The organism is Rhizorhapis sp. (assembly GCF_035276005.1).
Taxonomy (GTDB): Bacteria; Pseudomonadota; Alphaproteobacteria; order Sphingomonadales; family Sphingomonadaceae; genus Rhizorhapis.
This window is the reverse complement of record NZ_DATEMB010000003.1, coordinates 1-21,393: the sequence shown is the minus strand read 5'-3', so window position 1 is coordinate 21,393 and position 21,393 is coordinate 1. Positions and strand designations below refer to the sequence as shown.

Sequence of the window (21,393 nt, the reverse complement as noted above, 5' to 3'; positions counted from 1 at the left end):
CTGCGTAGGAAACGTGCCGTCCCTTCGCATGGAATCACTGGGCCGGTGCGATATCGCTTGCCACCAGCATTTTGCGGTCCCTGGAGATGGACCATAGCCGCCAGGGTGTTTTCGGGTCCCAGGCGATGGCCTGGCCTGCGGTGCCGATGGCTATGGTAGCTGCCAATTTGAGCGCCGAACCCTCGGGCGGGACGTCCAGCCCATAAAGCTCGGTCCGGTCATGACCCGTCACATAGAGCCTGCCGTCCGGCCCCCAGCTTCCGCCCGAGCAGCTTTTCGGCGCAAATTTTTCCAGCAATTCGGGTGGAAAGGACCACGTCTTCTGCTGCCGGAAACGATCGTCCATCTGAACCAGCACAGTATGGCGATGATCCCGGCCAGGCTCTCCGCCCTTGCCGTCGTAATTGGCAAATACCGCCCACCATTTCCCGGCATGGCGGGTGATGACCGTCAGCGATCCTGGTCCTCGGCCAAGATCGACCGTGCGTACATGCCTGAGTGTCCGGGGGTCGAAAAATTCAACGGTGCTGGTTTGAGGGACGCTCGGGTAATTGGATGCGGCGCAGACGAGTTGACGGTCCCATGTCATGCAACTGTTGATATGCGGAAAACGGGCAGGGTCGCCCTGCCATTCAGCAACGCGCTTGCCCGTCGCCATCGCATATTTGCCGATGCGGCTATTATCGACGGCATAGACATGGGTGCCGTCCGAAGCGACGCCCTGATTGGCCTCTGCGGCGTCAATGCGAAGGGCAACTGGCGCTGCGCCCTCCTGCGCTGAAACCGGGGAAGCCAGACACAGCAGAAAGGCAGCAACGATCCGATCAGGCCGCATAGGAAAATTCCCGCCTGCTTCCTTCATACATACCGAACAGATCGGCGAAATGATGATCCATTGTCCGCACATTGGCGGCTTCGGCAGTCGCGGCGCCGCGTTGCTTGAGCGGATCGGCTTCAATGAACGCTGTTATCGCCGCGGCAAGGCTGCCGGTATTTGCTGCCTCATAGCGCCCGCCCTGGCCCGCGCGGAACTGATCGGAAGCGCCGCCCATGTCCGGCACAATCAGCGGCAGGCCGCTGGCTCGCGCCTCGGCGGCCACCATGCAAAAAGTTTCCGCCTCGCAGCCATGGACCAAGGCGTCGGCGCTCGCCAGTAGCCGCGCCAGTTTTTCCCGGCCCCTAATTGCTTCGGTGAGCTGGATATGCGGATTGTTGCCGATGGTACGCGTCAGTTTCGGTCTCTCACGGCCGCTTCCCAGCAGCAGCAGGCCGACTGGCTGATCATAGCCTGCGGCAGTGACAGCCTCTATGACCATGGGCCAGCGCTTTTCGGGAGCAAGGCGGCCAAGGCCGATCAGCAGCGTCGCATCCCGCCCAAGCCCGCAGCGGGCGAGTATTTCTTCGCGAAGCGCTTCGTCGCGCATCTGCGGAGAGAAATGGCCTGGCTCCACCCCCATGGGAATGGTGACGACCTTGCCGAGCCCACCAGAGCCCAATCTTGACGCTAGATCATGGCTCGCGCTCACGACCATGTCATAGCTTTGGTCCAGGCGCCTCAGATGCCGCCAGAACCACTCGAAGTGACGGTCGATCTGCTCCCGGTCCGCCAGCGCCCCGAACCAGCGATAGGGGTAGGCGGCCAGGGGATCGGCATGCATGATCAGCGATCGCGGCGCATTGCCCCGCCAGCGCGCCACCATGGAGGCGCTGCCCCAAGGCGATGACGTTTCCACCAGGTCCGGGCGAAGCTGATCCAGTGCATGGTGCAATGCGGCTTCGTCATCGAAATAGCGATAGCGGCGGTCCAATGGAAAGCGCGGGCTGGGGAGGCTGACGATCCTGGCGCTGGGACCATGGTGCTGAACACCGCTTTTTTGGCCCGGTACAAGGATGATGATTTCATGGCCAGCCGCTGGCCCGGCATGCAGCTTTCGCTCCACATAGGTTTTCACGCCCCCGCCATGGGGCGTGTAGAAGGCGCAGACATCGACAATCCGCATGCCTATTCTCCCAAGGGCCGGAAGGAGAGAAGGCCCCGGCGATAGTTGATGACGATGGAGAGGCGCGTTGGACTGGAATAGGCCATGGCGCTCGCCTGCTCAGCCTTGGGCTTGGCTGTGCCAAGTCTAGGATTGCCGGCAAAGCCGATCCCATCGACCGACAAGCCGAATTTCCTGTTGCTGTCACGGTCATGCAGCAGGCTGAGCGCATAGGGTCCCGAACGAGGCACGCGAATGCAGATCTGCACCGCTCCCTTGCGCGGAACGGGGACTTCGACGCGGCGGAAAACCTTGCCCTGGCTGATCAGGATATTGTCGTCGTCAAGGAAATCCTTGTCGTTCGCGGGATAGGCTTCCAGCTTGAGCCGGCCCCTGCGGTCCTTGAGCCCCTCTACCCTGACGAGAAAGGCAGGACCGTCTTCATTCGGACGGCATTGCGCTTCGGACTTCCCCAGATCGGGTGTGGAAGGGATGATCGCGGCGCCCACCAGCAAGGTCAGCGTCAGCCCAGTCATGCCTTGCTTCCTTCCCGGATCAGCTCGCTCGCGCCCAGAAGCGCGCCGACGGCCAGATGCGCGGCAAGGCTGAGCCCGGCCATCATCGCGAGCAGGGAAGGAATTTCGCTCTCCCTTCCGATGAGGAAGACAGCGAGGCCAGCAAAGACCACATCCTTGTTCGGAAGGAAAGGCAAGCGCCCAAGGATCTGGCGGACGGTCGAAAGCAGGAACCACCAGATGAGTTCCACCTGCGGCAGGACCAGATGCCACATATATGCCGACAGTCCCGTCGTGGCGGCTATCCGCAGGAAGTGGATTCCCGTCACCACCCATAATTCCTTGCGCGGCAGCGAGAAAAGCCGCCTTCGGAATAGCATGACAAGCAGCGAAGTCGCCATGATGAAGGCCACCGACCAGCCAAATGCCGAAGCCTCCTTTCCGAAGAATAATGATCCCAGAAACGGCGCCGAGATCAGGATCATCGCCAGCGTGACAACATTTCCGACCAGCGCGGAGAGGATCGCCACATCCTTGATGGCCCCGAACGGTGCGGTCGTGATCTGGCTGTTGCGGCGGGCCCAGGCGTAAAAATAAACTTCGCCGAGATAGCCCAGAAGAATTTCATTGCTGACCCGCTTGCGGAAAAGCGCCGCAAAGCCATTCAAAGGTATCGACCAGAGGCGATGGAAGATGACCCATTCGGCAATGGGGCTGGCGCTGTAGGACAGGGCAAAGCAGACCCAGAAGGGAATGCTCCAGGGGACAAGAGCGAGCACATCGCCCAGGTTCAACTGGCGGCATTGATAAATGACGGCGACCAGGATCAGGAGGGAAATGACCGGACCTGCCCAGCGAGTCCAGTTCCTGCCCGTTCTGATCAACGGCTCCGTCGCAATGATCCGTCCAAGGTCCGCGCCATCCGCAGAGGCAAGAGCCGTCGCCGTGAGGGTGCCAGAGCTGTCAGTTGTCATGCATCGTCCGACTTGAGATTGGCCATCCCGCACAGACGGCGCCAGGTGATGGTGACCTCAGCCGGGCCTGTAGAATTTTTTGCCCGAAACAGTCGCGATAGACCAGCGACGCCCGTTCGATAGTGAAGCGTTTCGCCTGTTCAAGGCTGGCCTGTAGGTCCTGCGCTCCTGGCCGCGCCGCTGCGATTGCATTGGCGAAACCGTCCTCATCTCCAGGCGCAATGATCTGTCCCAGCTTTCCCTCCATCAGCAGGGCTTGCATGCTGATGCTGCAGTCGGTGGCGATGATGGGAAGGCCCGCCGCCAAGGCCTCCAATATCGCGGCAGGCACGCCTTCATAGGCCGACGAGAGAAGCAGGATGTCGAAACCTGGGAGCAAGGCCGCGGGATCAGGGACATGGCCGGGCATGGAAATACGCTCGGCTAATCCAAGCTCTTCGGCCAGATTTTGCAGGTGCTCCCGGCAGGGGCCTTCGCCCAATATCGTCAGCCGGTCCCCGGAACCGCTGCCACGCGCGAACGCCCGCAGCATCATCTCGAAATTCTTCTGCCTGACCAGGCGTCCCACTGCCACGAAGCGCCGTTCGCGCACATCGCGGCGGCTGCGGGACGATTTGGACCGGATGTCTTCGATCTGCTGCTCTGACAAGGCAGGGTTGGCGATGATGCCGATCTTGCGATGATCGATCCTCATGGCACGGGCGATTTCTTCGGCCATGGGGCGTTCCATGCCGATGAAATGGTCGATCAGCCGTCCCTGAACTCTCAGCCAATGGCCATAGAAGAACCGGCCGATACGTCCCAGGTCATGCCGCACAAGGTCATTGCTGATCTTGGCGACGATGGGGGGACAGTTGCGCCCCAGCAACAGCTTCATTGCGACAGCAACAACGGCATAGCTGTTTCCCGCACAAAAGAGCAGGTCGGGACGGACCCTGCGGATGCAAGCCGGCAGCGTCAGGATCATCCATATGGTTTCGAAACCGGCGGTGCTGAAGGGCGGTTGGTCCGGAAGGTGCCATGACAGATCTTGAGCAACATCCTTTCGCAGCGGTCCGTCTTCGCGCCCCATGAACAGCGGTGCGTCCATGCCCGCCTCCCGCCAGGCCCGGACGAGACGAAGCGCTATCCGTTCAACGCCACCCAGTTCGAAACTGTGCAGAAAGGTCAGTATGCGCATGGGGCAGGGGTTCCCAGCAGGTCGGCATATCCTATGATCTCCCGCTCGCGGCTGAGCGTGGCGAGGGTCTTGTCGATACTCTTCAATAGCGCGGGCACGCCGGTGTCTCCGGGGTGCACCGCAAGGCGAAGGATATCGAGCGGCCAGAGCGCCCGCCGCGCAAGCGCCGCGAAAGCCAGCGATGATGCTATTCGGCCTTTGCTGCGGCTGGCCCAGCTTATGACTGGACCGCGGGAGAGAATTCGGCCGCTTGGCGGATGCCAGACCTTCAAATGGTCTTCAGCGATCGCGAAGCCCTCCGCCGAAAGCGCCTCCAATGCGCCGGGGCCATAGAGCCATGCGGGTGCGACAAAGCCTGTGATCGGCCTGCCGATAATGTCCTCGAGCAATTCGCGCCCGTCGCGCATGCGCCGCGCCGCTTCCTCGTGGCTGAGGCCCAGAAACTCGCCTTCGCCCGCCGTCATGTGCCGCGCCTTCAACCGGGCGAACCCGCCATGTTGCGCCAGGTCGCGGTGGAACCAGCCGTGAAGGAATATCTCCGTCCCGCCTTCTGCCCAGCCGCGAAGCCGCGCGGCGAAGGGAGAGCCTGGCAATATGGGCGCCTCCCCCCAATGGTCGGGAACCACCAGCATGGCGACCTTGCGGGGTCCTGCAGGCTGAGCGAGGCGCTCATGCAATATATCAACCTCACGCTCGAAGCGCGGGCCAACGTCGTGAATGGACAGAATCAGGCGCTTGGCGGCTCGCATTTGCGGGGTCAGAAGCTTCTGCGCAGATTGAAGCTCAGGCGGCGGTCCGTCCCGGCAAGGCGCTCGCCCAGAAGGATGCAGTCAGTCTGACGCCTGCTGATCGATGCGCCGCTTAACGACCATTCGAATACATGCTCGCTCGACAGTCCGCCCCTGCCGGACAAGGAGAGCCGCAATTCCGTTCCTGCGGGGGGCGCGCCGCCCATGAGCTCGGCCATGCGGGCATCGCCCTGCCGCTTGCCCGGCAAGACCGAAAGATAATCCAGCGCAATTCGGTCGCTGGTGGAGCTTCCAAGCGCTAGCCCGACCGACACCATTTTGGTGGAAAGCCGCCGACCGCCGCTCCATGCGAGCTCAGGCCGCCGTTTCATGACCGAATAATTGCCGGCGAGGGCAAGCGCGAGGCCCGGAGCGATATCGGCATGAGCTGCCAATCCCGCTTCCTTGATCGAAAAATGGTCAAAGGATAGCAACTGGCCTTCCTCGGTTTTCTGGCTTCGCGCCCGCCCGCCGGTCAGGGAGAGGGAGGCAGTGCCGGAATCCAATATGGCTCCCTTTATCCGCATTTCCGCCAGGCGCATTCTGTCCGTTGCCGAGAGAAATTGGATGCTGCCTGCCGGGCGGTCATCCCGCGCTTCATCGTTCCACTCCGGGGCAAGGCGCGGCCAATGATCGTCAGTGCGGGCCATGGCTGGATTGGCGGACAGAAGGGCTGCACATGCCATTGCCAGCCCCAGGGATCCGCGAATGACATGTGCGTTCATTGTACCGGTCCCCCTTATAGACCTGATCTCAGCGACTAGACGGCGGCGAGGGGGAAAACCGCAGCCGGATTTTCAAAAAATATTCACCTTGGGAACTGTGGTGCGCGGCTGGATGTGCCGTCTTTGCGGCGGGATCAACTGGACCGACACAGATGCTGAGAACGCTCAAACTGCGCACGGTAGCCTGCTGCTTCAGCATCTGTTGCATGATTGTTCCGAGCAGCAATGTGGCCAGCGCCTGGCAGGAGGAGCGGCACGAGGTCCGGCCCTTCGACGGTACGCTTTCAGTGCTGACCTATAATGTGAAGGGATTGCCCTGGCCGTTGGCAACGGGGCGGCCTCAAGCCTTTTCGGCCATGGTGGAACGGCTGAAGGATATGCGGGCTGAAGGGCGCAGTCCCCAGGTCGTGGTCCTGCAGGAAGCGTTTACGGACGAAGCTCAGGATGTCGGGCGGAAAGCAGGCTATCGCTATGTGGCTTATGGTCCGGGGTCCGAGGAATCAGGCGCGGGATTGGCGACGGCTGACGATCGCCTGCACCTTGCCGGATCGTCATGGCTGAAGGGCGAAACCGGGGCAAAGCTGCTGGGAAGCGGACTTCAAATTCTCTCCGACTATCCCGTTCTGGCGGTCCGCACTTTGGTTTTCCCTCGCTTCGCCTGCGCAGGTTTCGACTGCCTCGCCAACAAAGGCGCTGTGATGGTCACGCTGAGTGTGCCCGGCGCTCCTGCACCAGTGGACATTGTCACCACCCACCTCAACTGCCGCCGCAAGTCAGGCGTCAGCATCAAGCGCAGCCTTTATGCTTATAAGCGGCAAGTGGCCCGTCTTTCGAGCTTCATCGCGGAAAATCACAATCCGGCTTTTCCGCTGATCGTCGCCGGGGATTTCAACGTGGGCCAGGATCGGCACCGCAAGCAATTTCTGTTCCATGAACTCCGCCATGGCTGGCACAAGGGAATGCCAGCCGATGCCATGCGAGAACTGGCCGCGTCAGGCTATGATCTGCCGGACGACGCGCGCCGCGCCATGGACAAGGCAAAGGATTGGCAGTTTTTCATGAGCGGCCGGAAAGCTACGCTCAGCGCCAGGGCAATCGATGTGCCTTTCGGGACGGAGAATGACGGCGGCATGCTGTCGGACCATGTGGGATATACTGCGGTCTACCGGCTGCGTGCAGCGTATTGAAACGAAACGTCCGTTATCAGTTCAAGAGCGCACACCGGAGATATTTCATCGCTACGGCGATGTGCTTTTCAACGCCGCTCCGGCTGATGCCGAGGCGGGTAGCGATTTCGGCGTGGCTCAGTCCCTCCAGCTTGTGCAGCCGGAACGTCGCCCGCGCTTTCTGGGGAAGCCGCTCTATCGCTCGAAACAGCCTGTCGGTTTCGTCGCGTTCATAGGCTGCGTCCTCCGCGGAACGTTGCCATCCTCCGGTCAGCGCCAGGTCGGTAGCCCATTGATAGTCGCGGAACATCCGCCGGTTCCGCTCCCGAAGCCTGTCGATCATCAGGTTCTGAGCCATGCGATACAGATAGGCCTTGCCGTTGCCCACTTTCGCAGCAGGCTGCATATGCGCCTTCAGCCACAGGTCTTGCAGAATATCCTCCGCCTCTCCGGCATCGCCCGTGCGGGCACAAAGCAGCCGCAACAGCTCCGCGCGGTGCAGATGATAGACGGCTTCAAGTCCTACTGCGCTCATGCCAATAGCTTCCCCCATGGCCCGCACGCGGCGCTTTTCGCATTGCCGTCTGTGCGGGTTGTCTGTTCCTGATACAGGCCCGTCAGTTTTCTCTCCCGGCGCCGCAGCACAGCGGCCACGCTCAGCTTGCTTTCAGTTCCGACAGATTGAGCTTCTGGCTGATCAACGGCTTGCCATTCACGTCCCTGGTTCCAATCCCGATCACGGGATCAGCACTGTTCCAGTCGATCTCGATGGTGCCGAAATTCTGCACCGCATGTCCGTCGCCGACGCGATATTTGTTGGGCGCAAGATAGGGCCATGTTTCAGTCAGGCCCGAAGAGGTCAGGTCCCACATCGGATAGGGCACATTGTCGTCCCGCCGCGAAAGCTCGCAATAATGGGTGTCACCCGAAATGCAGAAGAAGCCCGTGGTGCCGGTAAAGCGTATGAGATCGAACAACCGCTGCTGCTCGGCCTGGAACAGCGCCCAGGTCTCCCAGCCGGGCTTGTCCGCCAGCACCTGCGTCGATGAGGCGAAGATGCGGATTTCGGCGGGTTTCTTCAACTGCTCCTGCAGCCATTTCCACTGCTCCCAGCCAATCATGACGGCATCGGGATTGCTGTTGGTAAGATAGGGACCCCGGTCCTTGGGGACTTCCGTGATGCCGAGAAGGCCCGAGCGCCACCAGCGATTGTCGGGCAGGATGACCTGCACGCGCTTGCCGGGCGGGCCGTAGATATAGGCCATGTGATTGCCCTCGCGCGTGCGGCGCTCGCTACCGGCGGGCTCCTGCCAGAATTCCATGAAGATGTCCTTGGACTCCTTCTTCATGGGATATTCGCGCCCAGCGTCGTTGCGGCCATAATCATGGTCGTCCCAGATCGCGATGCAGGGCGTCTTCCGCCGCAACTCCTTGAAGCCCGGCTTGGCGGCGAGCTTGGCATATTTCGCCTTCATGACGGCCATGTCGTCGGTGTCGGCATAAATATTGTCGCCGAGGAAGACGAACAACTCCGGGTTCCAGCCATTCACCTGATCCCAGATCGGCTGCTCCTTGTCCTGCTTGGCGCAGGAACCGAAGGCGATCCGCGTCAAGGGCTTGTCTGTTGCAGGGGCAGCGGCAAGTGTTTCCGCGGGCAGGGCCGCGAGCGAACCCGCGGCCAGACCTCCTTGCAGCAGCGCGCGACGGCTGACGTCCGTCATGGTCAGAAGCCCCGGCGGATGGTGATGTAGAATTGCTGCGGCGCACCGGGCAGGAGCGTCATCAGCGTTCCGGCAGGATCGCTGTTGGCAAAGCCGCCCGAACCGACTGTGGAGATATAATCCTCGTCGAAAAGGTTCGTCGCCGACGCCTCAAGCGCCCAGCCGCTCATCCATCCTTCGCCAGGGAATTTGATCCCAAGGCTGAGGTCCACCACCACCCGGCCATCGACCGACCGGTCATTGGTGTAGGTATAGTAACGCTTCGACATGTAGTTCGCGCCGACGCGGCCGAAGAGGACATCGCTGTCATAGGCGATCTCAGCCGAGGCGATATGCTTGGGGCTGTCGACTACCGTCTTACCCTTTATGGCGGCGGCGCCGACATCATCCCTGTAGGTCGAGTCATTATAGGCATAGGAAGCCGTCAGCGAGACGCTGGGGATCGGCTGATAGGTTCCCGCCACCTCGACGCCATAGGAGCGAACATTCCCGACATTCTGCAGAATTGAAGGGCTGCCGACGATGGAAGGACCCGAGGAAACGGCCAGCAGGCGATCCTGGAAATCCACATAATAGCCAGCGACCGATCCCTGGAATTTACCGGCGCGCACGCGGCCGCCAATCTCATAAGTCTGCGACGTTTCCGGTTTCAGCGTGTCAGCAATGGCATTGAAGCCCAGTTGCGTGGTCGAGAAGGGACCGGAGGTGGCCGCAATCTGATAGGCCCGCATATTTTCATTATAGTTGGCGAACAGTTCGGCCTTGTCCCCGAACCTGACCAGCAGGCCCACCTGCGGCAGGAACCAATCCTCCGCCTCTATCGATCCGGCGGCCAGCGTGTCCTGGACGATGGGATCAGCGGTCGCGTCGATCCGCAGACCTTTCCAGCCGCCCGAGATGCTGAACATGTCGCTTATGTCCAGCCGGTCCATGACATAATACATGTAGGTGTCGGTGGTGAAGTCGAAGTCCCATTGCGTGAAGAAGGGATTGCGCTGGAACTTCAAGCTGTCGCGCGATGATCCGGTCAGGACATTGTCGAGCGAGTAGAAGCGGCGCGCCTGACGGAAATCATTGCGCTCATACCAACCGCCGACCTCGAAATGATTGAAGCCAAGGTCATGGATGACGCGTCCGATGACGCCGGGGCGCTGGATGTCATATTCGGTGGTCCGGACAGATATCGGCGCGCCGGTCGGGCTTTGCACATAGGGCGTCCACCAGAGGCCCTGCCCCTCATTGTCATGATAATAGCCTTGCAGCTTGAAGCTGATCTGCTCCGTCACCGGCATGTCGAGGCTGAGGCCGCCCAGCCAGTCGCGGCGCAGGCCAGAGGCATTGAAATAAGCGTCGTCCACCGAGGTAACCGGCGCCGGGAAGGTGAAGCCGAAGCCGGGATAGGGGACTGGGCTTTGCGGAAAGGCTGAGCCATTCGCCGCCAGCCATTCCTGGTTGTGATGGATGGCCGCGACATTATAGGCACTGGCCCAATCCGGCGCGAAATTGTCCCAGTCGCGGCCAAGGCGGGTGATCATATCCGCCGACATGTCCTGATAGTCATTCTCGCGGCGGTCGGAGAAGTTCAGGAAACCGGTGACTGTCGCGCCGCCGATTTCGGCGACCACCTTGCCGTTCACCTGATGCTGGCGCTGACGGCCATCGCCCTTCCATTTGCCAGCGTCGATGAAGGCATAGCTCAGATATCCGCGAACGCCGCCCAGATCGCCGGTTTCGCCACGAACGAAAGCCCGGAAGGTCTGTTCGCTGCCATAGGTAAGCGAGCCCACAAGGTCCATTTTCTCGGACGGATCGCGCGAGGTGAACTCCAGCGTCCCGCCCAGATTGCTGCTGGATGCGGTTCCAAGGGCGCCTGCGCCCTGACTGACGCTCACCGTGCCGGTATTTTCGGAGATGATTGCGCGGGAAAGATGCAGGCCGTTATGATTGCCATAGCTCATGTCGCCGAGCGGCACGCCGTCCAGCGTGAAGCCAAGCTGGTTCTGGTTAAAGCCACGCAGCGAGATGCGGGTCGACCATTCATAGGCGCCAAAGGGATCGGCCGACTGAAAGTTCACGCCCGGAAGCTTCTGGACAGCCTTCAGCGGGGTGGTGCCGGAGGTGAGGAGCGTCAGGTCCTTGGCTGTAACGGTCTGCACCTGACGCGTTTCGCCAAAGCCATAGACCACGATGTCGTCACCCGTTCCTTCTGCGGCGGCATCGGCCGGGACTTCCTGCGCACATGCAAGGCAAGGCAAAAGGGCAAGGCCAGCGACGGACGCGAGCAGGCCATTAGAATAGCGTGACATGTTATTGTGTCTCCCACCTGAACATGTGGGCGCATTGGGGAGCGATCATTACGCCATCGGGGCGGCTCCATGGCGCTTTGGTTACGAAATGAATTTTATGTGTGACAACCGATGAGCTTTTCCCGGCGCCACAGAAAGCCCCGGTTCCAAAGGGGAACGGGGTTAGCTTTGGGAATTGGCGGAGTTTGGAGAATCAGCGCTGTCGCAAAAAGTGGCACGCTGTTGCTTTGGACGCTACAGTAGCTGCCTGCATTTGCTTCGCATCCGCCGATGTCGGAATTCCGACGATAGCCGCGTCGGAATAGGGACGGCCCGTGCATCAAAAAACGGCGGAAATGCTTGGAGCGGGTGAGGGGAATCGAACCCCCGTCGTAAGCTTGGGAAGCTTCTGCTCTGCCATTGAGCTACACCCGCGAGAAAGGCGGATTTCGGCGTTTTTGAGGCAAGTGTCAAGGGGCGGGTAGAAGGTTGGCTCGGGGGATGAAATTCCCATTTAGCTGGGAATTTATTGGGAAATTTTTGAAACTTTCGTAGCTGGGACTGCACCTAGCTCTCTGCAACGTCTTGGAATGCCAGCCGATCGTCGGGCCCGCTCCCTCGCGAAATGGGAATTCGGTTGGGAATGGCTACCGTCCCCGGTGAGGCCGCTTGTGCCGCTGATCATCACACGGCATTATCGGTGGTGAGGCAAATGCGCGCCGAAGCAGCTGCCCTGAATCTGTACGATCAGAGGAGGCGCGCATGAGTGATGATCCGGCAAAATCGAGAAGACGAAGCGGACGCCCATTCCAGCATGAGGATGATTTGCGGCTGCTGCTCCATGTGGAGGTGGGGTGCGCAGCAGCAGGCCTGAGCATAAACCGCTTCTGCGAGACATTTCCGTTCCGGGATTCGCATGGCCGGCGGCTTCACACGGCAACGCTCAAACGGCGTTACTATCAGCGTAAGGCCTCGCTGCAGCCAGCGCACCTGCCCGGCGGGGTAATTGTCCCCAGTCCGATGGGCGAAGCAGTCGAGCGATATCTGGCTGAGGTACGATCGGTGTTTGCGTCGCGCAAATAGGGTCTATTTCCGCACAAGGAATCGGGCTTAATCAGTCTGTCTCTTTCAATCTCGGGAGACACTGCATGCGTAATAAATCCTGCAACGATCACCACCATCTGGGCTCGTCAGCGGCTCATATTGGCGACAATCTGCCCTTCCGGGTGGAGATGATACCGACCTCGGCGCTCAGCCTGCTCGAGAGCATTCGCATCTATTCGAGTGAGGAGCGGCGCTATCTCCGGCGCATTATCAAACGCTTTGGCATCCAGCAGCCGATCGTCGCTAATGACCAAAATGAGGTCGTCATCGGCCAGGCGTTGTTCCTGGCAGCACAGGAGGTGGGGCTTCCAGAAGTGCCGGTGATCCGTCTGGAAACCATCGGCCAACTCGAAGCCCAGGCGCTCTCTGTTGCCTATGCGCGGCTTGGCGAATTGGGCAAACCGGATCAGGCCAGGATCGGCGAGATCATGCTCCGCTGCGAAATCGAGCTTGGCTATGACATCAGCGACTTCGGCTATGAGGTCGCGCAGGTCGACCTGATGCTTAACATGGTCACGGACGAACCCGAAGAGGCGCCCGTTGCCCTGGAGAAGCAGGCGGTCTCAGTTCTCAGTGACATATGGGAGATGAACCGCCATCGCCTGATCTGCGGCGATGCCCTTGATGGGCGGATCTATGATCAACTGATGGAGGGCGAGAAGGCGCATGCCGCCTTTACCGATCCACCCTATGGCTGCGGCATTGATGGATTTGTGGCGGGCAAGGGCCGGCACCGTGAATTCGTGATGGGGTCAGGGGACATGTCGGCAGACGAGCTTTGCCGCTTCTTTGTCGGATTCAACAAGGCCATGGCCGCCCATCTCGGTGCCGGAGCGGTCATTTATGAAGCAATAGACTGGCGCAGTCTCCATGTCCTCCTCGATGCCACCAGAGACATATGGGGGCCGCTGGTCAATCTGGCCGTCTGGACCAAAGACCGCCCAGGGCAAGGCAGTTTCCTGCGTTCGCAGCATGAACTCGTCCTGATCTTCAAGACCAAGGGGAAGATGCGCAACAATGTGATGCTCGGCAAATATGGCCGCTCACGCGCCAATGTCTGGTCCTACCCATCGGCGCTGACTGCCAGCAAGGGAAGTGACGAGGGTAATATCCTGGCCGAGCACCCCACGCCCAAGCCCGTGCGCCTGGTGGCCGACGCGCTGCTCGATACCACCAAGCGCGGCGACATTGTGCTCGATCCCTTCTCGGGCTCAGGCACAACGCTCATCGCGGCCGAGAAAATCGGCCGTCGTGCACGGTTGATCGAATTGGATCCGCTCTATGTCGACCTTGCCGTGCGACGCTGGCAGGCATGGACCGGTGGCATAGCGATCCATGCCGAGACCGGCGACACATTCGACGAGCGGGCGGCGCGGGTGAATACCCCTGCCTCTGCGGCAGAGTGAGGCCTCCCGACATGGCAAAGGCACCCAAGGGTCCCAAGAAGCAGCCCCGCGCCGATTATGCGGTCGGCTATGCCCGACCCCCGCAGCACAGCCGGGTGAAGCCCGGACAGGTCCTCAATCCGCACGGCCGCAATGGCAAAAAGGCGAGCGAACCGGACGCCTTCGACAAGGCGCGGCTTCGGCTCAGCCGTGTCACTATTGATGGTGAGGTCATGATGATCCCCAGCGATGAAGCCTTTTATCTGCTGCAGATGACCAAGGCCATGGCGGGCGACAAGAGCGCCGCCAAGATTGTGGCGCAGGAGCTGGCGGCGAGGCGCAGACTCAGTGTGGCGCCATTGTCCCCTGCGGAGATCGCGCAGACTGAAGCGGAAGAGGCAGAAAAGCGCGCGCTCTCAGCACGATTGGTGGACATGCTCCAGGGGATTGCCTCAGCCAAAAGGGCTGGCGCGCCACGCCTGGTGTACCGCGATGGCAGGCTTGTCTCTCTCGATGAGCCAACGACGCCCGAAAGCCCTCCAGACGAAGCTGCCAGCGACGACAGCTCTCGAGGTGATTAGCGCGTCCGCTCTATCAGCCAATCAAGCAGGCCGGCAGCGAGGGCATTACGCGCGAGAATGGTGCCCGTCCAGACCTGGAGGGCGCGCTCCTCCGGAAGGCTGAGCGTTCCTTTCGGTGTGTGGCAAACAAAGTAGAAGCGGTCAGAGCTTCCATCCCGGCGGAAGCAGTCCAGATAATCATCGAGCGTCGCTTGTGTGGCGCTCGATTTGACCTGCACCCAGGCCGTCTCATTCGTTGTCGGAAGGTCGAGCAGCAGGTCGATATCGATTTCGCCCGTGCCCAGTGCTGACTGGCGCTGCCAGCCGCCCCGGCTGAAGATCAGTTCGACCATGATTTCAAAGTCGCGCCAATCCAGCTGGCCGATCATGCGTACGGTGACGGCTTCAAGGTCAGAGCGCAGCTTGCGCGCTTCTGTGAGCAGTGGTTCTTCTTCGCCGCGAATCCGGCGGAGGAGATAGTCTTCCCGCTCGATGGTGCAGATGGTCATGCGATAGCCGGCGACACGGGTAAGCGCTGAGCTTAGCGAACGTACCGACAGCAGTTCACCCATCATGTTGTGGCGATGCCAGCCATCCAACGTGCGTCGGAACCGGCGGGGGCCACCAGTATCACCCTCACCAATCGGTCTCACCCCATCCTCGGCAAAAGCCCACCAGAGATGCCCGTCCGCAAAGGTGACCCAGAGACACTCTTCTCCTTGCTCATAGAAATCGCGCAGCTCACGGAGGCCTTGGGTGATGCCGCTGTTAGTCCGGCCCGCTGCGGCCAACTGTTCTCGCACCGTGGTCCAATCGCCCGCCGCGCAAGGCACATGGGCGATCTCGCGAAAGCCGAACGGGATGATCCCACGCGCTATGGCGTTGGCTGACCAAGCACCACCCTTGCCGAGCTTGATATATCGCACCGCTGAGGTACGGGTAAGTTTTGCCGCAACGTTCGGATCGGGTATAGCTAGGCCGCTCAGCTGAGTAAGGCTGTCCATGACGCGCGCCTCAAGGTGCGCCCAGCTTGATCCCGCAGGCAGCGGTCACCTTGGCCGCGACCTCTTCTATGCCGGTAAGATCAAAGCCTGCATCCTGGGTCATCCGGCCCGAGAGGCGCACCGCCAAGCGATTGGCGGTCGTGATAGAGGACAAGAGCTTCACCGCATTGCGGCTGGCGAACTCGCCGGCCGCCGTGCCGCTGTCGGAGATGGTCCAGAGATTGGCCTTGATGGGGCCGTCATCGATCCGCCACACGGCCATGGTCTTGGGTTGGCCCGCCAAATTTTCGCCATCCCGATTCACGACCTCTGGCCAGTTCACATAGACGACCAATGTCCGGTCACTGCACCGCAGGACCAGCGAGGCCCGTTCTGGTCTGCCGATCATGTTGACGAGGTCCTTGGTGGAGGAAAGTATCGCGCTCACCGAGGCAAAGTTCGTGAGCGGCGAGCGATCTTCGGTGACCTCCCAGGCGCCGGGCGCGGCGAGCGCCGGCGAGGAGAAGAGCCCAGCTATCAGCGGGATCAAATGGAGGCGCAGTCTGCCGCACCGCTGTTTTGCTGAAAATGGATGGTTGTTCATCGCCGTTCCCCTGTTCGGGCGCGGCGATTGTGAACTTCAGCCTCTCGTCGCGCCTATGTCCTCTCGGGGCGACGGCCAAAGCCGGATGTTGGAAACCTACTTAGCATAGGCGCATGCGCCTTTACCGTTGCCGGCTGGACATGCGCGCATGCCACCCGGCCTCCTAATCTGGTGACCGAGCAGGCTAAGAGGGGTTTCCACGCCCCGCTCCCTGGCTTTCACGAGGAGCAGGGCCAGTTTGCTCAACCGGCGCAAAGGTTCAAGTGAAAAGAATAAGTGCCTGGAGCAGTGCACCGCTAAACTGGTCTGAGCTGGTGGGTCTTATCCAAGATTGAGTAGAGTTCAGAAGCGCGCAGCGATCCGGGAACTTTTCGGGCGATGCGGGAGTATCGCCTCAGCCAATAGCGCCGGAAAATGGTGTAATTGGATTGCTACAGGAGGGTGCGATGGCTGTAGAGGTTGTTGCGACCAAAAACGGACCATATTTGGTGACTGGCGACCTGAGCCAGCTTGACTTGCGCGACGGCGATGGAAATCTCTACGACTTTACCGGAAAGAGCCGCATATTCCTTTGCCGATGCGGCGCGTCGACGACGAAACCTTTTTGTGATGGGCAGCATACGAAAATCGGCTTTCAGGCTGCGGAAGCAGCCGTGAAGGCGGAAGGCTGACCAGTTCCGATTGCGGAGCGTGCGTTTCACTTTGCCCTTGCTGCTCTTGGTACTTGGGGGCGGGAGCTTCCTGGCCGTCCGATATGCGGAGCAGCACTATCCGGAACATCTTCCCTGGACTCCCCTTGATCTTGATGATCCTATCGGCACCTTCACAGGATGCAAGCTATCCGCTCTGGCGGGCGAGCCGCACCAATGCCGGCAACTGCTCGACGACGCACAGATCGACTACCGGCCGCTTCCTTCGCGCACCGAGGGGCCGCATTGCGGCTATGACGATGCGGTGCTCCCCGATCCCCTGTCCTGTCTTGCCCGCTTACCGCCTCGTTGATCCTGTGGGAACGAGCCGTTGTTCAACCCTCCGCCCGCTGGAATCTGGATGCGCCGGTCGTTCAGATGCGTCATTTCGGCAGCTATGCTTGCCGCCGTATCTATGGTGGCCGCAGCGGCGGCTGGAGCGAGCATGCCCGAGCCAATGCAATCGACATCGGCCGCTTCGACCTTGCCGATGGCCGCCGCATTTCAGTGGCCGCCAGCTGGAACGATGGGACCGCGGAGCAGAAGGCGTTTCTCAGGGAGGTGCGTGACGGAGCATGCCAGTTGTTCGCGACGGTGCTCGGCCCGGAATATAATGAAGTGCACCAGGACCATTTTCATCTGGATCAGGCTCGCGCGGGACCAAACAGCTAGCGTATGTGCCGGTAGGGTTGGCTCTGACTACCGCTTTTGCTTGTTCCGCGTCAGCGGTACAAACCCCACCGGAATGATCCGCTCTTCCCTGACGCTGCCGTCAGTGCCTTTGCGGACGAGCTTGAGTTGCTGGGTGGAATAGGCAGGACCGACGGGGATCACCATGAGCCCGCCGGGCTTCAATTGCTGCAGCAGCTGGTCCGGAACATGTGGCGCGCCGGCGGTGACGATGATGCCGTCAAAAGGCGCATGCTCCGGCCAGCCCAGATAGCCATCGCCATGCTTCACCGTGACATTGTGGTAGCCCAGCCGTCTCAGCCGCTGCTGCGCCTCCTTCGCCAGCGGTTCAAGGATTTCGATGCTGTAGACCTTGTCGACAAGCCGGGACAATATGGCCGCCTGATAGCCCGAGCCAGTCCCCACCTCCAGTACGACATCATCGTGATCCGGCCGCAGCAGATGCGTCATCAAGGCCACCAGCGATGGTTGGGAAATGGTCTGGTCATGGCCGATGGGCAGTGGCCGGTCCTCATAGGCTTTTGCTCGAAGCGACGGCGGTACAAAATTGTGCCGGGGGACTGCGCCCATTGCCGCCATGATCCGGGTATCGTCGGGCTCATTTATTAATCGGGCATAGCTCTGGAGCGATCGTCCAAACCAAGCGCGGCCGGGGGTCACGCCTGCGATCTGTCCCTTACTGCCCGAAACGGTCCAGAGATAAATAGGCCGGCCAAGCACTTCGATGGTCCGGTCGGGCTTCCAATCACCCATGTCATGATAATGGCTGACGATGCGGGCGCCGGGACGAAGCTCATTGATAAGCTTTGGCTGCAGCTTCAGGTTGACTTGGGGGGAAAGGAAGAGCGTCACGACCGTTGCATCGCCAATGTCGGCGCTGAACAAATCCTCATTGCGGAAGGTGACACGCGCAGCAACACCGGCCTTGCGGGCATTGTCTGTTGCTCTTGAGAGGAGGGCAGGGTCGATCTCGATCCCGACGGCCCGTGCTCCATGCTCTCGCGCCGCGGCGATGGGAATGAGCCCGTCGCCCGAGCCGAGGTCGTAGACCACATCGGTTCTTGTGACGTTCGCCAGTTGCAGCATGGCTTTGACGACGCGTTGCGGACTGGGTTCATAGCGGACATCAGGCGGATGCAGCGATTGCGCGAACGCCTGTTGCTGGTCATTATGGCCGGACGAGGGCTCTGCCGTGCAGCCGCCGAACTGGACGGCGAGAACAACGAGGATTAGGCGAGTCATCAGGATCCTCCTGCCCAACCATCAACGCCCGGGAGGGTTTAAGCGTTGCGTAGGGCAAATGGCACTTCGGTTCGCGGAGGTCGTTGGGAAGCAGTGATAGACGCTCCTCCTCAGACGGATGTTAACGTTTCGCAGGCCCGGCCGGGTCCCCGCGAAACCATCGGCCTTTATCATGCTATTGCCTTGTGCGTGGGCGTGGTGATCGGGGCGGGCATTTTTCGGGTGCCGTCCATCGTGGCCGCTGCTTCGCCCAATGGCGCTGTATTTCTCTGCGCCTGGCTGGCCGGCGGCCTTTTGTCGATCGCTGGAGCGCTCTGTTATGCCGAGCTCGCCTCTGCCTTTCCGAGCGCTGGCGGCGACTATAGTTTTTTGCGGCGGGCCTATGGCCGCCCGGTTGCATTCCTTTACGGCTGGGCCCGGCTCTCAGTCATTCAGAACGGGTCGCTTGCAATTCTGGCTTATATTTTCGGCGACTATCTGGCGGCTCTGTGGCCGCTTGGCCCCTATGGCAGCCCGCTCTATGCGGGGGTCCTCATCGGCTTTCTCACGCTTCTCAACTGGCGCGGCCTGCGCACCGGCGCGGGGACGCAGCTCTGGCTCACGGTTCTGGAGGTGGCGGGGATCTGCGCGGTGATTGTTGCGGGCTTCCTGGTAGCGCCACAAGCGCCGGTCCCTAGCCCCGGCGCGCAGACGGATGCGGTCGGTCTGGTCCTCGTTTTCGTGCTGCTGGCCTATGGGGGTTGGAGCGAAGTGGTCTATGTGTCTGCCGAACTGCGGCAGGCGCGGCGGCGGATCGCAAAAGTGCTGATCGTCAGCCTTGCCATTGTGACCCTGCTCTATCTGCTGTTAAACCTGTCGCTGCTGCGCGCCTTCGGGCTACAGGGGATCGCCCAGTCAGAGGCGGTCGCTTTCGCGCTGATGGATCGTTGGCCCGCCGGAGGAGCGATTATCAGCCTGATTGTTGCCATTGCCGCGGTAACGTCTGCTAATGCCACGGCTATCACCGGCGCGCGTTCGGCCTATGCCCTGGGCGGAGATTTTCCGCGGCTTGGCTGGATGGGTCAGTGGAACGGCGAGCGGGGAACGCCAGCAAACGCTTTGCTGCTCCAAGGCGTGTTGGCGCTTATAATCATCGGCGTCAGCGCCTTTGACCGCCACTTCTTCCAGTCGGCGGTAGAATATACGGCGCCGGTTTTCTGGTTCTTCCTGTCGCTCGTCGGTGTGGCGCTTTTTGTGCTCCGCTGGAGGGAGCCGGGCACGGAAAGGCCCTTCAGGGTTCCTTTATATCCTTTCCTGCCAGGGCTATTCTGCGCGACAAGCGTTTTTCTGCTTATTTCGAGCATCATCTATACGGGGCCTGCGGCGCTGGTCGGCGTGAGTGTGCTTTTGGCGGGCGCAGTGCTGCTTCCGTTTCTGGCGAAGGGGGGCGGAGCATAGGCCTCCCGAAATTCTACCGCTCTGGTTTCAGCCCGTTCGCAGCATGTCAGCTACCTGCATGCGCGCGATCTTCTCGCTCAACGCCTGAATTGCCGCATCGTCCTGGACGTAGATTTTCCGGATGTCGGCGACCTGGTTTGCCGACCAGCCAAGGACGTCAGCCACCTCCTGATCGGACAGCCCGTATCGGACCAACCGCGTGGCATAGGTCCCGCGGACATCATGAAGATGCTTCCTGCGCCCGTCGGTATGGCGGATGTCGAGTCTGTCGCGCACGGCGTTGAAACGATGGCCGAAGCCGTCAGCGCTCCAGGCATCACCGACGCTATTGACCAGAACGGTATCAGCAGCGGGCTTCCGCGCTCGGGTGCGGAGCTCCCCAAGCAATGTTCGTAGCGCTGGCGTCATGGGTATGATGGCGCGTTTTCGACGTCGTCGGCTCTTGAGCGTGACGCGGCTGATTTTCAACGCCTCGATCTCGTTCCAGGACAGACCCACCAGATCGGCGCGCCGAAGCCCCGTCAAAGCTGCCAGTCGCATGCCGTCCGCTACCGGCTGCGGTGCTTCCCTGCAGAAGCGGTCGATTTCATCATCATGCCAAATGATCTCGGCGCGACCGCCATTCTTGTAAAGGCGTGGAATGTCTGCCGCAGCGTTGATCGCGACATGGCCGTGGAGCCGTGCCCAGGAGAGAAGGTGATGAAGGACCGTGATCTGGTGGTCGGCCTTTCTTGGCTGGCTCGCGCTTTCGTTGCGCCATTTGACGACATCTGAAACGCGATGCGGGTGGGACCACCGGTGAGCAGCCTCATTGCCCCAGCGGCGGCGGATGCGCTCGATAATCAGCTTCCAGTTGCGCCTTGTCGTCTGTGCAAGGCTGTCCCACTCGGGGCTGAGGAGATATTGATCGATCACCTCGGAAATGGTCTCCGGTTCCGCTGGGAAGGGAGCGGTTGAATGGACCGACTCTGACGTCAGGGAGGGCTGGCCGACAAGTTGTACGGGCGATTGATACCTCACCGCATAATGAGGCGCTGCCGCTAATGTCGGGATGAAGTTGAATTGATAAAAATTCATTCGTGTTCGCCAGCTATATTAAGCAATATGGAAATGATATGCGCCAGTTGCTGCGCATCAGCCATGTTCTTCGCGATCGGCATGTAAACATCTGTTGCCGGATCGCTGCCTTTTTTCCTGATGGTGGCCATGTCATGGGTCTCTTCAAGCAAACTGGACACCTCGAAGAACCGGATAATATTTGCGTTGGCCGGTAACGAAAGCGGCGTGCCGCGCAGTGTGGCGGCCTGAGAGGGTCATTTCTCGCTGATTTTGCTGTTGATGCGGTCTATCTGGTCTCATTTCCTGT

At 60.7% G+C, this 21,393-nt stretch carries 23 protein-coding genes and 1 tRNA gene; 8 read left to right on the top strand and 16 right to left on the bottom strand.

Annotation, left to right across the window (positions count from 1 at the left end; all coding sequences use genetic code 11):
* Nucleotides 1–34 precede the first annotated feature (34 nt).
* The 7 genes from VJS46_RS00585 to VJS46_RS00555 are packed head-to-tail and all read right to left on the bottom strand — an operon-like array spanning nt 35 to nt 6,161.
* Nucleotides 35–835 carry a hypothetical protein gene (locus tag VJS46_RS00585; protein ID WP_324057382.1) on the bottom strand — a complete coding sequence of 267 codons (801 nt, stop codon included), beginning with the start codon at nt 833–835 and terminating at the stop codon, nt 35–37.
* Nucleotides 825–2,000, bottom strand: a complete 1,176-nt coding sequence (locus tag VJS46_RS00580) for a glycosyltransferase (protein WP_324057380.1) — start codon at nt 1,998–2,000, stop codon at nt 825–827. The genes VJS46_RS00585 and VJS46_RS00580 overlap by 11 nt, the downstream gene beginning before the upstream one ends.
* A gap of 2 nt (nt 2,001–2,002) precedes the next feature.
* Nucleotides 2,003–2,515 carry a DUF2141 domain-containing protein gene (locus tag VJS46_RS00575; RefSeq protein WP_324057378.1) on the bottom strand — a complete coding sequence of 171 codons (513 nt, stop codon included), beginning with the start codon at nt 2,513–2,515 and terminating at the stop codon, nt 2,003–2,005.
* Nucleotides 2,512–3,468, bottom strand: coding sequence for a hypothetical protein (locus VJS46_RS00570; RefSeq protein WP_324057376.1), 957 nt, complete (start codon nt 3,466–3,468; stop codon nt 2,512–2,514). Before VJS46_RS00570 ends, VJS46_RS00575 begins: the two co-directional genes overlap by 4 nt.
* Nucleotides 3,458–4,648: a glycosyltransferase gene (locus VJS46_RS00565; RefSeq protein WP_324057374.1), complete on the bottom strand. Its 1,191-nt coding sequence runs from the start codon at nt 4,646–4,648 to the stop codon at nt 3,458–3,460. Before VJS46_RS00565 ends, VJS46_RS00570 begins: the two co-directional genes overlap by 11 nt.
* Nucleotides 4,636–5,397 (bottom strand): polysaccharide deacetylase family protein, encoded by a 762-nt coding sequence (locus tag VJS46_RS00560; RefSeq protein WP_324057373.1) that lies wholly within the window; start codon nt 5,395–5,397, stop codon nt 4,636–4,638. The genes VJS46_RS00565 and VJS46_RS00560 overlap by 13 nt, the downstream gene beginning before the upstream one ends.
* An 8-nt stretch (nt 5,398–5,405) precedes the next feature.
* Nucleotides 5,406–6,161, bottom strand: coding sequence for a hypothetical protein (locus tag VJS46_RS00555; protein ID WP_324057371.1), 756 nt, complete (start codon nt 6,159–6,161; stop codon nt 5,406–5,408).
* Nucleotides 6,162–6,367: 206 nt separating this feature from the next.
* Here VJS46_RS00555 and VJS46_RS00550 point away from each other — a divergent pair, with 206 nt between their 5' ends.
* Nucleotides 6,368–7,348 carry an endonuclease/exonuclease/phosphatase family protein gene (locus VJS46_RS00550; RefSeq protein ID WP_324057369.1) on the top strand — a complete coding sequence of 327 codons (981 nt, stop codon included), beginning with the start codon at nt 6,368–6,370 and terminating at the stop codon, nt 7,346–7,348.
* Between the two features lie 16 nt (nt 7,349–7,364).
* Here the strand turns inward: VJS46_RS00550 and VJS46_RS00545 are convergent, their stop codons facing one another.
* From VJS46_RS00545 to VJS46_RS00530, 4 genes are all read right to left on the bottom strand, one after another.
* Nucleotides 7,365–7,862: an RNA polymerase sigma factor gene (locus VJS46_RS00545; RefSeq protein WP_324057367.1), complete on the bottom strand. Its 498-nt coding sequence runs from the start codon at nt 7,860–7,862 to the stop codon at nt 7,365–7,367.
* 121 nt (nt 7,863–7,983) lie between these two features.
* On the bottom strand, nt 7,984–9,048 hold the full coding sequence (locus tag VJS46_RS00540; RefSeq protein WP_324057365.1) for an alkaline phosphatase D family protein: 1,065 nt from the start codon (nt 9,046–9,048) through the stop codon (nt 7,984–7,986).
* A gap of 2 nt (nt 9,049–9,050) precedes the next feature.
* On the bottom strand, nt 9,051–11,354 hold the full coding sequence (locus VJS46_RS00535; protein ID WP_324057363.1) for a TonB-dependent receptor: 2,304 nt from the start codon (nt 11,352–11,354) through the stop codon (nt 9,051–9,053).
* Between the two features lie 340 nt (nt 11,355–11,694).
* Nucleotides 11,695–11,768: transfer RNA gene (locus VJS46_RS00530), tRNA-Gly, on the bottom strand.
* A gap of 327 nt (nt 11,769–12,095) precedes the next feature.
* Here VJS46_RS00530 and VJS46_RS00525 point away from each other — a divergent pair.
* The 3 genes from VJS46_RS00525 (at nt 12,096) to VJS46_RS00515 (ending at nt 14,403) form a co-directional block, all read left to right on the top strand.
* Nucleotides 12,096–12,416 (top strand): hypothetical protein, encoded by a 321-nt coding sequence (locus VJS46_RS00525; protein ID WP_324057361.1) that lies wholly within the window; start codon nt 12,096–12,098, stop codon nt 12,414–12,416.
* A gap of 65 nt (nt 12,417–12,481) precedes the next feature.
* Nucleotides 12,482–13,843: a DNA modification methylase gene (locus VJS46_RS00520; RefSeq protein WP_324057359.1), complete on the top strand. Its 1,362-nt coding sequence runs from the start codon at nt 12,482–12,484 to the stop codon at nt 13,841–13,843.
* Nucleotides 13,844–13,854: 11 nt separating this feature from the next.
* Nucleotides 13,855–14,403, top strand: a complete 549-nt coding sequence (locus VJS46_RS00515; RefSeq protein ID WP_324057357.1) for a DUF5681 domain-containing protein — start codon at nt 13,855–13,857, stop codon at nt 14,401–14,403.
* Here VJS46_RS00515 and VJS46_RS00510 read toward each other — a convergent pair.
* Nucleotides 14,400–15,386: a hypothetical protein gene (locus VJS46_RS00510; protein ID WP_324057356.1), complete on the bottom strand. Its 987-nt coding sequence runs from the start codon at nt 15,384–15,386 to the stop codon at nt 14,400–14,402. The two genes, VJS46_RS00515 and VJS46_RS00510, sit on opposite strands and share 4 nt — an antisense overlap.
* Nucleotides 15,387–15,396: 10 nt before the next feature.
* A complete protein-coding gene (locus tag VJS46_RS00505; protein ID WP_324057355.1) occupies nt 15,397–15,915 on the bottom strand; it encodes a hypothetical protein in 519 nt (172 codons plus the stop codon).
* Between the two features lie 500 nt (nt 15,916–16,415).
* Here VJS46_RS00505 and VJS46_RS00500 point away from each other — a divergent pair, with 500 nt between their 5' ends.
* The 3 genes from VJS46_RS00500 to VJS46_RS00490 are packed head-to-tail and all read left to right on the top strand — an operon-like array spanning nt 16,416 to nt 17,330.
* Nucleotides 16,416–16,640, top strand: coding sequence for a CDGSH iron-sulfur domain-containing protein (locus tag VJS46_RS00500; RefSeq protein ID WP_324057353.1), 225 nt, complete (start codon nt 16,416–16,418; stop codon nt 16,638–16,640).
* Between the two features lie 37 nt (nt 16,641–16,677).
* Nucleotides 16,678–16,971 (top strand): hypothetical protein, encoded by a 294-nt coding sequence (locus tag VJS46_RS00495; protein WP_324057351.1) that lies wholly within the window; start codon nt 16,678–16,680, stop codon nt 16,969–16,971.
* Entirely contained in the window at nt 16,968–17,330 is a 363-nt protein-coding gene (locus tag VJS46_RS00490; RefSeq protein ID WP_324057349.1) for an extensin family protein, read from the top strand. The genes VJS46_RS00495 and VJS46_RS00490 overlap by 4 nt, the downstream gene beginning before the upstream one ends.
* A 27-nt stretch (nt 17,331–17,357) precedes the next feature.
* Here the strand turns inward: VJS46_RS00490 and VJS46_RS00485 are convergent, their stop codons facing one another.
* Nucleotides 17,358–18,590, bottom strand: coding sequence for a protein-L-isoaspartate(D-aspartate) O-methyltransferase (locus VJS46_RS00485; protein WP_324057348.1), 1,233 nt, complete (start codon nt 18,588–18,590; stop codon nt 17,358–17,360).
* A 93-nt stretch (nt 18,591–18,683) separates the two neighbouring features.
* Here VJS46_RS00485 and VJS46_RS00480 point away from each other — a divergent pair, with 93 nt between their 5' ends.
* The gene (locus VJS46_RS00480; protein ID WP_324057346.1) at nt 18,684–20,027 is read left to right on the top strand and encodes an APC family permease; all 1,344 of its coding nucleotides are present in this window, start codon (nt 18,684–18,686) and stop codon (nt 20,025–20,027) included.
* 27 nt (nt 20,028–20,054) lie between these two features.
* Here VJS46_RS00480 and VJS46_RS00475 read toward each other — a convergent pair whose 3' ends face one another.
* Nucleotides 20,055–21,104 (bottom strand): tyrosine-type recombinase/integrase, encoded by a 1,050-nt coding sequence (locus tag VJS46_RS00475; RefSeq protein ID WP_324057344.1) that lies wholly within the window; start codon nt 21,102–21,104, stop codon nt 20,055–20,057.
* A complete protein-coding gene (locus tag VJS46_RS00470; RefSeq protein WP_324057342.1) occupies nt 21,101–21,235 on the bottom strand; it encodes a hypothetical protein in 135 nt (44 codons plus the stop codon). Before VJS46_RS00470 ends, VJS46_RS00475 begins: the two co-directional genes overlap by 4 nt.
* Between the last annotated feature and the right edge of the window lie 158 nt (nt 21,236–21,393).

Coding starts and splice junctions, on each gene's coding strand:
- VJS46_RS00515 (WP_324057357.1), top strand. CDS start 13,855: ATGGCAAAGGCACCCAAGGGTCCCAAGAAGCAGCCCCGCGCCGATTAT.
- VJS46_RS00580 (WP_324057380.1), bottom strand. CDS start 2,000: ATGCGGATTGTCGATGTCTGCGCCTTCTACACGCCCCATGGCGGGGGC.
- VJS46_RS00565 (WP_324057374.1), bottom strand. CDS start 4,648: ATGCGCATACTGACCTTTCTGCACAGTTTCGAACTGGGTGGCGTTGAA.
- VJS46_RS00560 (WP_324057373.1), bottom strand. CDS start 5,397: ATGCGAGCCGCCAAGCGCCTGATTCTGTCCATTCACGACGTTGGCCCG.
- VJS46_RS00475 (WP_324057344.1), bottom strand. CDS start 21,104: ATGAATTTTTATCAATTCAACTTCATCCCGACATTAGCGGCAGCGCCT.
- VJS46_RS00525 (WP_324057361.1), top strand. CDS start 12,096: ATGAGTGATGATCCGGCAAAATCGAGAAGACGAAGCGGACGCCCATTC.
- VJS46_RS00485 (WP_324057348.1), bottom strand. CDS start 18,590: ATGACTCGCCTAATCCTCGTTGTTCTCGCCGTCCAGTTCGGCGGCTGC.
- VJS46_RS00510 (WP_324057356.1), bottom strand. CDS start 15,386: ATGGACAGCCTTACTCAGCTGAGCGGCCTAGCTATACCCGATCCGAAC.
- VJS46_RS00540 (WP_324057365.1), bottom strand. CDS start 9,048: ATGACGGACGTCAGCCGTCGCGCGCTGCTGCAAGGAGGTCTGGCCGCG.
- VJS46_RS00470 (WP_324057342.1), bottom strand. CDS start 21,235: ATGGCCACCATCAGGAAAAAAGGCAGCGATCCGGCAACAGATGTTTAC.
- VJS46_RS00575 (WP_324057378.1), bottom strand. CDS start 2,515: ATGACTGGGCTGACGCTGACCTTGCTGGTGGGCGCCGCGATCATCCCT.
- VJS46_RS00535 (WP_324057363.1), bottom strand. CDS start 11,354: ATGTCACGCTATTCTAATGGCCTGCTCGCGTCCGTCGCTGGCCTTGCC.
- VJS46_RS00545 (WP_324057367.1), bottom strand. CDS start 7,862: ATGAGCGCAGTAGGACTTGAAGCCGTCTATCATCTGCACCGCGCGGAG.
- VJS46_RS00550 (WP_324057369.1), top strand. CDS start 6,368: ATGATTGTTCCGAGCAGCAATGTGGCCAGCGCCTGGCAGGAGGAGCGG.
- VJS46_RS00570 (WP_324057376.1), bottom strand. CDS start 3,468: ATGACAACTGACAGCTCTGGCACCCTCACGGCGACGGCTCTTGCCTCT.
- VJS46_RS00520 (WP_324057359.1), top strand. CDS start 12,482: ATGCGTAATAAATCCTGCAACGATCACCACCATCTGGGCTCGTCAGCG.
- VJS46_RS00555 (WP_324057371.1), bottom strand. CDS start 6,161: ATGAACGCACATGTCATTCGCGGATCCCTGGGGCTGGCAATGGCATGT.
- VJS46_RS00585 (WP_324057382.1), bottom strand. CDS start 835: ATGCGGCCTGATCGGATCGTTGCTGCCTTTCTGCTGTGTCTGGCTTCC.
- VJS46_RS00500 (WP_324057353.1), top strand. CDS start 16,416: ATGGCTGTAGAGGTTGTTGCGACCAAAAACGGACCATATTTGGTGACT.